The 13596-nt window shown below is 52.5% G+C and carries 10 protein-coding genes; 4 read left to right on the top strand and 6 right to left on the bottom strand.

Annotated elements, in window-relative coordinates:
- The first annotated feature begins 60 nt into the window (after positions 1-60).
- Together pflB and pflA are read left to right on the top strand one after the other, a co-directional pair.
- Complete coding sequence (gene pflB, locus ACESSO_RS10865) at positions 61-2289, top strand: formate C-acetyltransferase (RefSeq protein WP_373165263.1); 2229 nt, start codon at positions 61-63, stop codon at positions 2287-2289.
- A gap of 468 nt (positions 2290-2757) precedes the next feature.
- Entirely contained in the window at positions 2758-3459 is a 702-nt protein-coding gene (gene pflA, locus ACESSO_RS10860; protein WP_373165261.1) for a pyruvate formate-lyase-activating protein, read from the top strand.
- Positions 3460-3504: 45 nt separating this feature from the next.
- On the opposite strand, the gene ACESSO_RS10855 is transcribed toward pflA, so the two are convergent.
- A complete protein-coding gene (locus ACESSO_RS10855) occupies positions 3505-4062 on the bottom strand; it encodes an inorganic diphosphatase (protein WP_373165260.1) in 558 nt (185 codons plus the stop codon).
- A 215-nt stretch (positions 4063-4277) separates the two neighbouring features.
- Between ACESSO_RS10855 and ppk1 the strand changes: the two genes are divergently transcribed.
- Both ppk1 and ACESSO_RS10845 read left to right on the top strand, forming a co-directional pair.
- Positions 4278-6407 (top strand): polyphosphate kinase 1, encoded by a 2130-nt coding sequence (ppk1, locus tag ACESSO_RS10850; RefSeq protein ID WP_373165259.1) that lies wholly within the window; start codon positions 4278-4280, stop codon positions 6405-6407.
- A 280-nt stretch (positions 6408-6687) separates the two neighbouring features.
- The gene (locus ACESSO_RS10845; RefSeq protein ID WP_373165257.1) at positions 6688-8217 is read left to right on the top strand and encodes a hypothetical protein; all 1530 of its coding nucleotides are present in this window, start codon (positions 6688-6690) and stop codon (positions 8215-8217) included.
- Positions 8218-8341: 124 nt separating this feature from the next.
- On the opposite strand, the gene ACESSO_RS10840 is transcribed toward ACESSO_RS10845, so the two are convergent.
- The 5 genes from ACESSO_RS10840 to ACESSO_RS10820 form a co-directional block, all read right to left on the bottom strand.
- The gene (locus tag ACESSO_RS10840) at positions 8342-9274 is read right to left on the bottom strand and encodes an AEC family transporter (RefSeq protein ID WP_373165256.1); all 933 of its coding nucleotides are present in this window, start codon (positions 9272-9274) and stop codon (positions 8342-8344) included.
- A gap of 337 nt (positions 9275-9611) precedes the next feature.
- Positions 9612-10193 carry a DUF2812 domain-containing protein gene (locus tag ACESSO_RS10835; protein WP_373165253.1) on the bottom strand — a complete coding sequence of 194 codons (582 nt, stop codon included), beginning with the start codon at positions 10191-10193 and terminating at the stop codon, positions 9612-9614.
- A gap of 85 nt (positions 10194-10278) precedes the next feature.
- Positions 10279-11946 carry a phosphoenolpyruvate--protein phosphotransferase gene (ptsP, locus tag ACESSO_RS10830; RefSeq protein WP_373165251.1) on the bottom strand — a complete coding sequence of 556 codons (1668 nt, stop codon included), beginning with the start codon at positions 11944-11946 and terminating at the stop codon, positions 10279-10281.
- 40 nt (positions 11947-11986) lie between these two features.
- On the bottom strand, positions 11987-12658 hold the full coding sequence (locus tag ACESSO_RS10825; protein ID WP_373165250.1) for an RpiB/LacA/LacB family sugar-phosphate isomerase: 672 nt from the start codon (positions 12656-12658) through the stop codon (positions 11987-11989).
- Between the two features lie 61 nt (positions 12659-12719).
- The gene (locus ACESSO_RS10820; protein WP_373165249.1) at positions 12720-13586 is read right to left on the bottom strand and encodes a class II fructose-bisphosphate aldolase; all 867 of its coding nucleotides are present in this window, start codon (positions 13584-13586) and stop codon (positions 12720-12722) included.
- Between the last annotated feature and the right edge of the window lie 10 nt (positions 13587-13596).

The raw sequence follows: 13596 nt of genomic DNA, 5'->3' as shown, positions 1-13596 counted from the left end.
TGCCCTTTTTTGCATCCAAAAAAGGGCAGCCGAACCAAAAAAACAGGAGGAATCACCTATATGAACGCATGGAACACCTTCATTGGCGGCGATTGGCAGAATGAGATCAACGTCCGCGATTTCATCCAGAAAAACTACACCCCTTACGAGGGCGACGGCGCGTTCCTCGCGCCCGCAACCGCACGCACAACCGCGATGCGCGAAAAGTTTGACGCGCTGCTTGCGGAGGAACGTGAAAAGGGCGGCGTACGCAACGTGGATACCGATACCGTTATCACGATTACAGCGTTCGACCCCGGCTACCTCGACAAGGATAACGAAATCATTGTCGGCCTGCAGACCGATGAGCCGCTCAAGCGCGCCTGCAACCCGTTCGGCGGCATGCGCATGGTGCGCGAAGCGTGCAAGGCCTACGGTTACGAGGTTTCCCCCAAGATTGAAGAGGAATTCAAATATCACAAGACGCACAACGACGGCGTGTTCTCCGCCTACACCAAGGATGTGCGCGAAGCACGTCATGTCGGTCTGCTGACCGGCCTGCCGGACGCCTACGGCCGCGGCCGCATCATCGGCGACTATCGCCGCGTCGCGCTGTACGGCGTGGACCGTCTGATTGAAGAAAAGCAGCGCGACAAGGACGCGCTGGGCGAAGTGCCGACGACCGAAAAGGAGATCCGCACCGCAGAGGAGCTTTCCGACCAGATTAAGGCACTCAAGGATATGGTCAAGATGGCGGCTTCCTACGGCTTTGACATTTCCCGCCCGGCAGAAAACGCAAAGGAAGCCGTGCAGTGGCTGTACTTTGCTTACCTCGCCGGCATCAAGGAGCAGAACGGCGCGGCGATGAGCCTGGGCCGCACCTCTACCTTCCTCGACATCTACTTCGAGCGCGACCTCAAGGCCGGCGTTCTGACCGAGTCCGAAGCACAGGAGATCATGGACGATTTCGTGCTGCATCTGCGCATGGCGCGCCACCTGCGCACACCCGAATATAACGAGCTGTTCGGCGGAGACCCGATGTGGATCACCGAGTCTATCGGCGGCATCGGCGAGGACGGCCGCCCGCTCGTGACCAAGAACAGCTTCCGCGTGCTGCACACGCTGTACAACTTAAATCCCGCCGCCGAGCCGAATCTGACCGTGCTCTGGAGCGAAAACCTGCCCGAAAACTGGAAGAAGTTCATTGCCAAGGTGTCCATCGACACCGATGCTGTCCAGTACGAGAACGACGACGTCATGCGCCCCTATTACGGCGACGACTACGCCATCGCCTGCTGCGTTTCCGCGATGCGCGTGGGCAAGGATATGCAGTTCTTCGGCGCGCGCGCCAACATCGCCAAGCTGATGATGATGGCTATCAACGGCGGCCGCGACGAGAATAAATTCGATCAGGTCGGCCCGGAAATGCCGGTCATGGAGGGCGACACGCTCGACTATGACGAGGTTTGCCGCCGCATGGACTTCTACCGTCCGTGGTTGGCTAAAACCTACGTTTCCGCGATGAACACTATCCACTATATGCACGACAAGTACGCCTACGAGAAGAGCCAGATGGCGCTGCACGACACAGAGGTGCGCCGTCTGATGGCGTTCGGCATCGCGGGTATGAGCTGCATGGCGGATTCGCTCTCTGCCATCAAGTACGCCAAGGTGCACCCCATCCGCAACCCGGAAAACGGCATCATCATCGATTTTGAAATCGAGGGCGACTTCCCGAAGTTCGGCAATGACGACGACCGCGTCGACTCCATCGCCTGCGAGCAGGTTGAGAAGTTCTATCAGGCGCTGACCCAGTATCCGCTCTACCGCGGCGCGATTCACACCCTGTCCATCCTGACCATCACCTCCAACGTCATGTATGGCAAAAAAACCGGCAACACGCCCGACGGCCGCCGTTACGGCGAACCGCTCGCCCCGGGCGCAAACCCGATGAGCGGCCGTGACAAGTCGGGTGCGCTGGCCTCGCTCAACTCGGTGGCGAAGCTCAGCTACGAATACTGCCGCGACGGCATCTCCAACACCTTCTCCATCACGCCGGGCGCGCTCGGCAAGACCGATGAGGAGCGGGTCAACAACCTCGTCGCCATCATGGGCGGCTACTTTGCCCAGAAGGCGCACCACCTGAACGTCAACGTCATGAACCGCGACACCCTCATCGCCGCCTACGAGCATCCCGAGCAGTACCCCAACCTGACCATCCGTGTCTCGGGCTACGCGGTCAACTTCTATAAGCTCAGCCGCGAGCAGCAGCGCGAGGTTATTTCGCGCACGTTCCACGAAGCAGTCTAACAACCTCTGCGGCTACGCGCCGCAGGCGGGCAAGAGGGCGACAACCTACGGTTTTCTCCCTCTTGTCAATCACCCTCTTTTCCCTGTTCATCCGAAAATACCCGGGGCGCTTCACGCCCCTGTTTCCGACCGGGACCGCGTTGAATGAAATACGAGGGGCCGAAGCGGAGGGGCGATGCGCGCAGATGGTATTGACTCTTCCCCCCGGACGGGCAAGTGCATCCTGTCTGGGGTAAGCGCCAGAAAAGCTGTTCTGATTCTGCGGGCTGGGCGGCAGTCGGAAACAGGAACTTACTCTTGCGCGCGCAGCGCGCCCTCAAGGAAATGGGGTGATTCGCAAGAGGGGAGAAACCTTCGGTGTCTCCCCTCTTGTGCGCCCGCCGCGCGCAGCGGCATCTTTCCCGCTTGCTTATCCAAGCAATGCTATTGCACACTATTTAATGCTCTTTTCAGAAAGGTTGTGGCAAAATGACCGGACGCATTCATTCCATCCAGTCCCTTGGCGCGGTGGACGGGCCGGGCGTGCGCTGCGTAGTCTTCATGCAGGGCTGCCCGCTGCGCTGCGTCTACTGCCACAACCCGGACACGTGGGACACGACCCGCGGCGAAGAAATCGACACGGACGAACTCGTGCGCCGCGTACTGCGCTTCCAGCCCTACTGGAAAAACGGCGGCGGCGTGACCGTCTCGGGCGGCGAACCGCTGCTGCAAGCGCACTTTGTCGCGGAATTCTTCCAAAAGCTGCATGAGCACGGCGTACACACTGCGCTGGACACCTCGGGCACAGGCTGCCCGACCGCCGCGGCTGAGCGCGTGCTGCAACACACCGATTTGGTGCTGTGCGACCTGAAATTTCTGACGGCGGCGGATTATCGCCGGTATTGCCGCGCAGAGTTGTCACAGGTGGAGCGTTTTTTGCAGCTGACCGCGATGAAAGGCGTGCCGCTCTGGGTGCGGCATGTGGTCGTGCCCGGTCTGACCGACAGCCTCGACCACCTGCGTCTGGTCAAGGCACACGCCGAACGGTATCCCAATCTGCAAAAAATCGAATTTCTTCCTTTCCACAAGCTGTGCATCGAAAAATATGACCGACTGGGAATTGACTTCCCGCTGCGCGATACGCCCGCCATGAATGAAGCGTGGCTCAAGCAGCTGCTGGAAAAGCTGTAAAAAAACGCGGAGGAACGCTGTTCCTCCGCGTTTTGCTATGTATGATTACACTTCTTCCTTCTCCGGCCGTCTGCCGCAGAAGTGCACCTCGTACCGACGCATGCAGTCCTTAATTACCTCAATCGCTTTTTCCCGGTTGAGTGCATCCGAAGTGGTTGTGTGCTTGTGTTCCAGGCCCTTGTAAACCTCAAAAAAATGCGTGATTTCACTGCCGTAATGCGGCGGCAGCTCGTCCATATCGTGATAGAAATTCCATGTCGGTTCTTCAAACGGAATCGCAATGATTTTATCGTCGATCTCATCCTCATCGATCATACGCATGACACCGATTGGATAGCAGTCCACCTCCACCAGAGGGTCGAGCGACTCCGTGCACAGCACGAGCACATCAAGCGGATCGCCGTCGTCCGCGTATGTGCGCGGAATGAAGCCGTAATTGGCCGGGTAATGCGTGGAAGTATACAAGATGCGGTCCAGCCGCAGCAAGCCGGTACTCTTGTCCAGTTCATACTTTTTCTTGCTGCCCGCCGGAATCTCAATGACCGCAGTGAAGCGTTCCGGCGTGATGCAGCGCGGGTCAATGTCGTGCCAGATATTTCTCATGCCTTTTCTCCTTTCTCTTTGTTTCTCCAGTATAGCAGACCCTCCATCTTCGCGCAAGGTCTACGCCCCATGTAAAAAGCCATTACTTTACATGATTTTTACATAAAACGCATTGTCCCAACACAAAAAAGCAGTATAATAGTAGTATACTGAGCGATCGTATGGCCGTCTTTCGTGTTCGGCGGCCGGAATCAAAACAGGGGGGAATTTCTCTCATGACACAGGCAATCTGGGAACAGGGCTATACGCAAAACCGTGAGCTGTCTTGGCTGCAGTTCAACGCCCGTGTATTGGCCGAGGCGGAGGACGACGCCGTACCGCTTTTGGAGCGATGCAAATTCCTTTCGATCTTCACCAGCAATCTGGACGAATTTTTTATGATCCGTGTGGGCAGCCTGTGCGATATGGCGGCAGTGGATAAGGGACATATCGACAACAAGTCCGGCATGACCGCCAAGGAACAGCTGCATCACATCTACGCTGCGGTTGAACCGCTGTATGCGCGCCGCGACGCCGCGTTTCGAGATGTCAGCACCCGGCTGCGCGCAGAGGGGCTGCGCCGCCTTTCCATCAGCGAACTGGAGCCTGCGGAGCAGAAATACATCAAGCAGTACTTTAAGAATGTCATCGCCCCCGTCCTTTCCCCACAGATTGTGGATGCGCACCATCCTTTCCCGCACTTAGAAGGCAAGGTGCTGCATATTGCCGCCCTGCTGGTCCACAAAAAGAACGAACGCTTAGGGCTGCTGCCCGTTCCCGCCTCGCTGCCCGCGCTGGTGTTCCTGCCGGGCGAGGAAAAGCGCTATGTACCCATTGAGGATATTCTGCTCGAATACACCGGCCATGTATTTGAAATGTACGACGTGCTGGAAAAGACCGTATTCTGTGTCACCCGCAACGCGGATATCAACCCGGATGACGAAACCTTCGGCGCGGAGGATGGCGACTTCCGCACCAAGATGGAAAAGCTGCTGCGCCGCCGCCGTCGCATGGCAGTCGTGCGCGTTGAGCTGACCCGCCCCATCAGCGACCATTTTACCGAATACTTCCGCAAACGCTTCGATGTGACCGACGCGCAGATTTTCCTGTCGCGCAAAGCGCCGCTTCGAATGGGCTATGCGTTTTCGCTGGGGGATCACCTGCCCGAAAAACAACGGGCGGCCCTGTCCGACCCGCCGTTTTCTCCCCAGCAGCCCGCTATGCTGCCCGTAGGCCAAAGTCTGCTCAAGGCCGCGCTCAAACGTGACATTCTGCTTTCCTACCCCTATGAATCGATGGAGCCGTTTTTGCAGATGATCCGCGAGGCGGCAAACGACCCCGCCGTGCTGTCCATCCGCATCACGATTTACCGTCTGGCGCGCAAAGCCAAGCTGGTGGAATATCTGTGTGCTGCCGCAGAAAACGGCAAGGACGTGACCGCACTTATCGAGCTGCGCGCCCGCTTTGACGAGCAAAACAACATCGACTGGTCCGAGCGCATGGAGGAAGCCGGCTGCAAAATCATTTATGGCTTTGAGGAGTACAAAGTGCACTCCAAAATTTGTCTGATTACCCGGCGGGAGCGCGGCGACGTGCGCCATATCACGCAGGTCGGCACCGGCAACTACAACGAAAAGACCGCCAAGCAGTACACCGACGTGTCGCTCATCACCTCAGACGAGTCCATCGGCGCGGACGCGGGCGCGTTTTTCAACAACATGGCGCTGGGCAACCTCGAAGGCCGTTACAACCGTCTGCTGGTCGCGCCGAGCAGCCTGAAAAACAACATCCTTGCCCTGATGGATGAGCAAATTGCCCGCGGCAGCGACGGCTATATGCTGCTCAAGTTCAATTCGCTAACCGATATCGACATTATCCACAAGCTGCGGGACGCTTCCTGCGCAGGCGTGCGCATTGAGATGATTGTGCGCGGCATCTGCTGTCTGCTACCCGGCGTTGAGGGACATACCGAAAATATCACGGTCACCAGCATCGTCGGCCGCTTTCTGGAGCACTCACGTATCTTTGTGTTCGGCCGCGGCTCAGAGGAAAAAATGTATATCTCCTCTGCCGATATGATGACACGTAATACCGAGCGCCGTGTGGAAATCGCCTGTCCCATTGACTCGCCCGAAGTGCGCGCACGGCTGCACGACATTCTGTATGCCATGCAGCACGACACGGTCAAGGCGCGCGTATTGCAGCCGGACGGCACCTACCGCAAAAAGCCGCCCGTGCCCGACCCCATCTGCGCGCAGGTGCTGCTTATGCAGCAGGCCATTGACCAGGCCCGCGAACAGGCTGCGCATCCCGCGCCTCCCGAACCCGGCTGGCGTAAGCTGCTGGGCCGTCTGCTGGGCCGCTGAAGCTCGCTTTTCCAAAGCGCAGCACGCCGAAAGGATTTCCCTTTCGGCGTTTTTTGCTGCCTGACACAAGCCCGCACGCCTTTCCTGCTCCGCACAACACAAAATCCGTAGTGCATCCTCACCGATCAGCGCTTTAAACTGCATAGCTGAGTAAACCCGCCTGAGCAGAGAGACACTGTTCGGGCGGGTTTATTGTTCGACGATAGCTTTATTCACACTCCTGTGTTAAAATTTATCCTAGCAAAGAGAGCGATAATTCTAATTTTGTGGGGGATGCTTGATGGATAGAATATTCAAAAAATTTTTGCAGAGCGGCATCGATTTATGCTCTGTGGGGATTGAACGCAGTGAGGATAATACACCATATTTTTGTACGCCCAAAGGGGCATCGGTTTTTGGCTGGACAGGGATGGATGGTATCCACTTCTGTTTCATCCGTGGATTTGGAGATATGGTTTTCTCTGTCAGTCCGATGAATGCTTCCCCCCACTATGTTCACCCATTGGCAAGAAATTTTACCGATTTTCTGCGGCTTATACTGGCCTGTAGCGATGCCGCGGCGTTGGAACAAGCATGGATGTGGGATGAAGCGCAGTTTGAAGCCTTTCTCCGGGAAAACCCTGCGACACAGGAGCAGCAGCAGACTTTGCAGGAAATTTCGGAGAAGCTGAAGCTGACGCCTATGGAGCAGCCATGGGCATATATCAAAGCCCTGCAGTCTTCTTTTGATTACAGTAAGATTAAATACACAGAAGAGTATTACGATGTCGACATGAATCCAGAAGCAGAATTGATTTCCCCTGAGTGGAAGGTTTATTTTGACGGAAATTTCTGGGGTCATCAAGGCAAAGACCATGCCGGAATAGAAATCAGGCTTGATCAACAATTCGATTGGGCGGGATATCATTGGGTCGTTCCCGCAGCATATTCATGCAGCAAAGGACTTGTCGTTGATTTCTGTATGCGGGTCCATTCAGAAAATATTCGTGACTTTATGAAAAAATGGAATCTGGACTGGGAAAATGATTCGTGCGAAAAGTTTACCCGTGAGCAACAGATGCAAATGGAATGGGAGAACCCGCTTTGTTTTCATTTCAAACCTTGCTTAAAGTTAAACGAGAAAATATTGCAGACCACCCATGGCTGTGCTGTGAGCTTTCATCCCTGTCTGCCGGATGGCATCATCAATGAGTTGGAAGCAAAATGGGCGGTTGACCATTATGGGCTGGATACCACTTACGGATGGGTTATTTGCAGAGATGTATTCCCATGGAAAAACAAGCGTCGCCCTGAAATTAAATCGCTTTCTCTTACGATGGAGCCGCAGCCCAAGCAGGTTCCGGGAGCGCATTTTAAGGTTCACGCACCTGGAGATTCATTTACGTTTTCCCACCCTGTCAGCGGGACAATTCATACACTGACCGTGCAGAAAATAGAACAGCAGACCATTCCTCAAAACTGTTTTGGCTCTGAGCGCTGGATTTATCCAACACACTGTACTGTCATGAGCTATACGCTTTCTCCGGAACCTATCGATAACATCTCGCTCCTTGACTGTGATGAGGGAGACAAACCTCAAGAGATTACGCCAGATGAGGATACTTTCCGCCCTGTTGCCAGCATCGCATGTTTTGTTGGTGTTGTTGGCGGTTCAGATGGTCCGACAGCGATTGTGTATGGAGCAAATTCACAGGAAAAGCTTTATACCGCTTGTTCTGCTCTGCACTTTGAGCCGGTTAGTGATGACGTCGAGTGGCGTATCGTGTTCAATATCACGCCATTTGCCGAAGAATCATTCCCACTCATCTAATAGTCCACTAGAACTCTACGGTTCTACTGGTATGCTCTCCTGCCGGAAGTATTCGTACGTCCACGAAGTATATTCTGTGCTGGCCAGAGCAAAGCTTTGATACAACAACTTGAAATACGCGGTTTCAGCCGCCGATCAAACTGCTCAGCGCGATTATGAAGGGAATGGTCAGCGCGGAGAAAATCGTAGAAACAGCCACCGTGCGCGTAGAAAACAGATAATCTGTTCCGTATACTTGCCCGAACATGGAACAGACCATGGCAACCGGCGCCGCCGCGCTGATCAGCATTGTGTTGCGTAAGGTGCTGTCAAGCGGCAGCAATAGGAAAAACGCCATCGTGATCAGCGGCAGAATGAGCAGGCGCAGCGCAGTGACAAAATACACTTGTTTATCCTGAAAACAGGAGCGCAGATCACATTGAGCAAGAAATGCGCCCAGAATGATCATAGCAACTGGTGTATTGAGCGATGCAAGATAGGAAATGCAAGTTGCAGGGATGGTTGGCAATTCGAACGACGTTAGGAAAAAAATCAGCGCAATTGCAACAGAAACCACTCCCGGATTGAGCACTGCATTGCGGATTTTCTGAGCCGGAGTGGTATCGCGGCAAAGCTGAGAAACGCCGTAGCTCCACAGCAGCACATTGTTGACAGCAATAAATGCGGAGCCGAGAAACAAGCCATAAGAACCATACAGCGCATCCAGCAGCGGCAAAGCCATAAATCCGCAATTAGTAAATACCACACACATGCGTTTGTCCGCAAAGTTTTTATGTGGGCCGTCTGCGCGAAATAGTAAATGGCTTATCACGATTGACAATCCCATTGCGAAAATTGCACAGCCAGCTGCTTCCAGCAGAACGATGACCAGCGAGGGATCGAATTCCCGTTGAAAGGAGTTGATGATGACACAGGAAGAGACAATGCGTGTTAAGATGAGCGACATTTGGCCTGCACCGACATTGTTGAGATATTTCAATCGAAAACAAGCATAGCCAACCGCCATCAGCAAAAACATCACAAGGAGTTGTGAGACCAAAATTTGAATATTTTCCAATAAAATATTATCCCTCCGATTCCTAACTTAACGGTCATAGGCAGCCTGGCCCACGTCAAGGAAAGTTGGCAAAAAAGTTTCCTATAAAAAGAAAATTAAGCGTTGGTTGAAGTTCCGCATGAACAAATTGCTCGCTATGGCGGGCTCCGGAGCCGACCAGTCCCTTGGCATATTCTTTCTATCTGGTGTTTTTTTAGAAGCAAAACAAAAACTTCGGAAACGATTGGATTCCCGAAGCTTTTGTTTTTGTGCAGGCAATTCAGCGCATGGAAAATCGTTCTAGCTCAATTCGTATCTGTCCGAAATAACTATACGCGAATTCAATGCATATTTAATCTCATTTCAAGCTATTTGAAAACGAGTATGGTTCATGGTTTTTTTTGCATTTGCATATGAAAAATCTTAAGAAAATCCCAAAGACACCTGCTAGCAAGAGCAAAAAAAGAGTACCGAAAAGCACGCTCTGAAGATCCTTTGCGTAAAACCCAAAGTAAGCAATTATGCATAGTGCCAGACACCCAAATGCTCCCATCACACTCAGCATACTGCTGATGATCCGACTGTTGCGTTTCAAATAGTAGCGTTTCAGATCCGCACCGGATGTTTCTTCACCCATACGCAGAACAAATTCCGGTCCACCAAACCGGTGGACCCCCGTGCCGAAGATGACTGCGCCTTTTCCTCGCAGCTCGTTCGCCACAGCCATCTCATCACTTGAACCTAATTCCGGTGATATAATATAATATCTGCATTTTATCGGTTCGCTGCGTTGAAAATAATAGATTACATGGTTGAAATTGCACAGCAGCCATCCCTCAGCAGCCATCTGTTCTAACCAGTATTCCACAGCGGGAATCATCCAATTAAAACACATTCGTCCAAGCGTTTTTGTGTTCTTTGCGTTTTTGATTTTCTTCATTGGCTTGTTCCTCGCATGATCGAAATAGTATGGTTTTAAATCCCTGGCTAGTAGTCGCGTTTTGACTTTCTTCTTTACGGTTTCTTCAGCTGACGGCAGCGCGTACTTCCTCTTCCGTTGCCATTGTTAAAACATGCTGCAAAACCGTTTTTTGTTCTTCCACACATGTATTGAGCACCGTGTAACGCACCCGATCAATCAAAGAGCGGCTGACGGATACATAGCGCAAGCCCATTGCCAACATCAGCGGCAAGAAGTGAACATCCGAGCCTGCCTCGCCGCAAACACTGATTTTGACATCCGCTTGGCGGAAGGCGGAAATCGTCTGATAAATAGCACGCAAGACAGCAGGATCATAATAACTCAGCTTGACGCCCACATTCGGATTGCCGCGATCGGCCGCAAGCACATATTGTGTCAGATCATTCGTGCCAATACTTGCAAAATCCACCTCTTTGGCGAGTAAATCAGCGCAAAATGCTGCTGCCGGTGTTTCAACCATAACCCCCAAACGGATATCAGGGCTGATGCTGCATCCTTTTTCCTTCAATTCCGCAGCAATCTCGCCCCATATTTTCTTTGCCTTCCTAAACTCAGCAATATTGGAAATCATGGGGAACATTACAGAAAACGGCCGTCCCTCAGATGCTGTAAGCAGCGCTGTGAACTGATCCCGCAGCAAGCTCTCATTGCGAAAACAAAGGCGGATGCCTCGGCAGCCTAAAAACGGATTCTCTTCCTTGGGGCAGTCCAGATACGGAATCACTTTATCGCCGCCAATATCCAGAGTGCGTATAATCAAATCCTTACCGGCCAAGCTGTCGAAAACATTTTTATACTCTTTGATTTGCTCTTCCACAGTCGGTGCCGTGGCACGCTCACTGAACAGAAATTCCGTGCGATACAGGCCCACGCCGTAGATGCTCTCCAAATCAAGACCTTCCAGATCGGATGCCAGACCGATATTCACGCTTACGTGAACCACTTCGCCATCCAAAACAGACACTTCACCCTTGGGCAATTGGCGCAGCATTTCTTTCATTTTCTCTTGCTCTTCCAGCAATTCCCTGGTCTGTTCCATGGTCTGTTCATCTGGAGCGACCGTAACCGTACCCTTTGCTCCGTCGATAACAACGGTATCCTCCTGCTCCACTTTATCGAGCGCATCAAAGCCGGTGACAGCCGGAATGCCCAGCGTTTTGGCCAGAATCACTGCATGAGACGTATTGCCGCCAAATTTTGTTACCAAGCCTGCAAGACGGGAGGTATCGGCTTCCATGATGTCAGCAGGAGACAATGTTTCTGCGAATAACACAAACTTTTCACCGTTCTCCGGCTGCTTCACTCTGCAGCTGTTGCCCATAAGGGCACGCTGCAGCATCTTTTTAATATTCCGAATATCATCTGCCCGCTGCTGCATATATTGGCTTTTGGCACGAGCAAACATCGATGCATGCTGCTCCATGGCCTGCTCGACGGCATCTACCAATCCCGCGCCTTCATTGTGCAGATTCCTGATGGAATCCACTAAGTATTGGTCTTGCAGCAGCATTTCATAGGCGTCAAAAATTTCTGCGCTCTCTTCTCCCAAGTCAGCAGCTGTTTTTTCCCGAAGATGGCGAATTTCCTTCAAACATTGTTCAACCGCTTCATCCAAAGAGACTGTCACCGTTTCAGGAATAATTTCCTTTACAACAACGGCCAATGCGCAAGCAATACCCTCCGCAGCCGGTATACCGGTATAAACGTTCATCCCATAATTCCTTTCTGCCTTGGCTTAAGCTTGCAAATTATCAACCAGCAACTACCTTATCCACAAATGCTTTCAACTCTGCGTCCGTGCAGCCGGCATAAAAGCACTCTAAGAAGCGCGGGATCATGCACTCCTTGACCAACTGCGGGTCAAGGGATTCCAAGGCCTGAATCAGCGGCTTTGCAACGCGACCCTTCATATCAAACAGCAGGCTTGCATTCCGATTCTGGGAAGCCTTGTTTTCCGCCGGATAACCCATACCCTTCGGCGAACCAAACGCACGGGTAAAGATCGTATTCAGATTCAGATCCGCACCCCAGCCGAAGCCTTTTGCATACGGGATGGACAGTGCATTGCCGTTATTGATCTGCAGGAAAAGATACGCATCGGTTGGCTCAATGCAATAACCGCAGACAACACCGGGATACATATTAAGGCTCATAAGAGCACCCTGACCTGTACCGCATCCGGTAACAACAAAATCTGCCGCGCCGGAGTTCAGCAGCAGCGCTGCCATGATGCCGAGATGCAGGTAAGTCAGGCGCGGATTTTCCTTCGTGTACGCTTCGGGCACATCACGATCCACCAGCGGCACGGTCATTGCGCAGTTATAGACCTCGTGTCCCATAGGCTCAACTACACTTTTCAGCTCTTTCAGGATAATATCATTTTTAGAAGACTGGCTAAATTCGTTTAGAAGTGCGATTTTCATATTCAAAACCTCTTTCAGAAATCATATCGGTATTTATCCAAAACGTTATCGCAGCATTTTGTTATTCTTTACTGCCGTTGTCCACTGTCTCAAAGGTGAAACGTCCGCTGGATCCGATCAGGCGCATATAGTTTTTCGCAAATTCTTTAACTGCTTTTTCTGCAGCAGCGCACATCTGCATATAGTTTTTACCTTCTTGTGCCGCTTTCAGCAAGGCTTCCTTGCCCACCTCAAAGGCATCTGTGCACACGTTGATCTTATTGATGCCTCCGGCCACTGCCTTGATAATATTTTCAGAGCCGGAACCGGAACCGCCATGCAGAACCAACGGCATTTTTGTGGCAGCCTTCAGCTGGTGCAGACGTTCAAAATCCAGCTTGGGGATCTTTCCCTTCGGATATGCACCGTGTGCAGTGCCCACCGCAACTGCCAACGCATCAATTCCCGTGCGTTCCACAAAGTCAACAGCCATTTCCGGCTTCGTATACAGGTCTTCATTGGTATCTTCTGCGGCATCCGCCTGCCCCACATGCCCAAGCTCGCCCTCTACCGAGCATCCTGCGCCATGCGCCAAGGCCGCGATAATTGCGGTCTGTCGAACATTTTCTTCATAGGGCAAGCTGGAGCCATCAAACATTACATTCGTAAATCCGGCATTTATGCAATCTACAATCAGTTCAAAATCCGAGCCATGATCCAGATTAATGCATACAGGCACATGTACCTTTTCCGCCATTTCCTTAATCATAGGAAGCATTTCCTCTTTGTGTGCCAGCGTCTGCATCTGTCCCTTGCCGAACTGAACAATAATGGCAGAATGCTCCTCTTCCGCAGCCTCAATAGCGGCGCGTGCCATCTCCATATTCACACTGTTCATGGCCATAACAGCATAGTTGTTGCGATTGGCATCCTCTAAGATTGCCTTCATAGATACTAAC

It is taken from the genome of Agathobaculum sp. Marseille-P7918, assembly GCF_964248325.1.
Taxonomy (GTDB): domain Bacteria; phylum Bacillota; class Clostridia; order Oscillospirales; family Butyricicoccaceae; genus Agathobaculum.
Note: the sequence above shows the minus strand (reverse complement) of the source record. Positions and strands in the feature narration are given on the sequence as shown.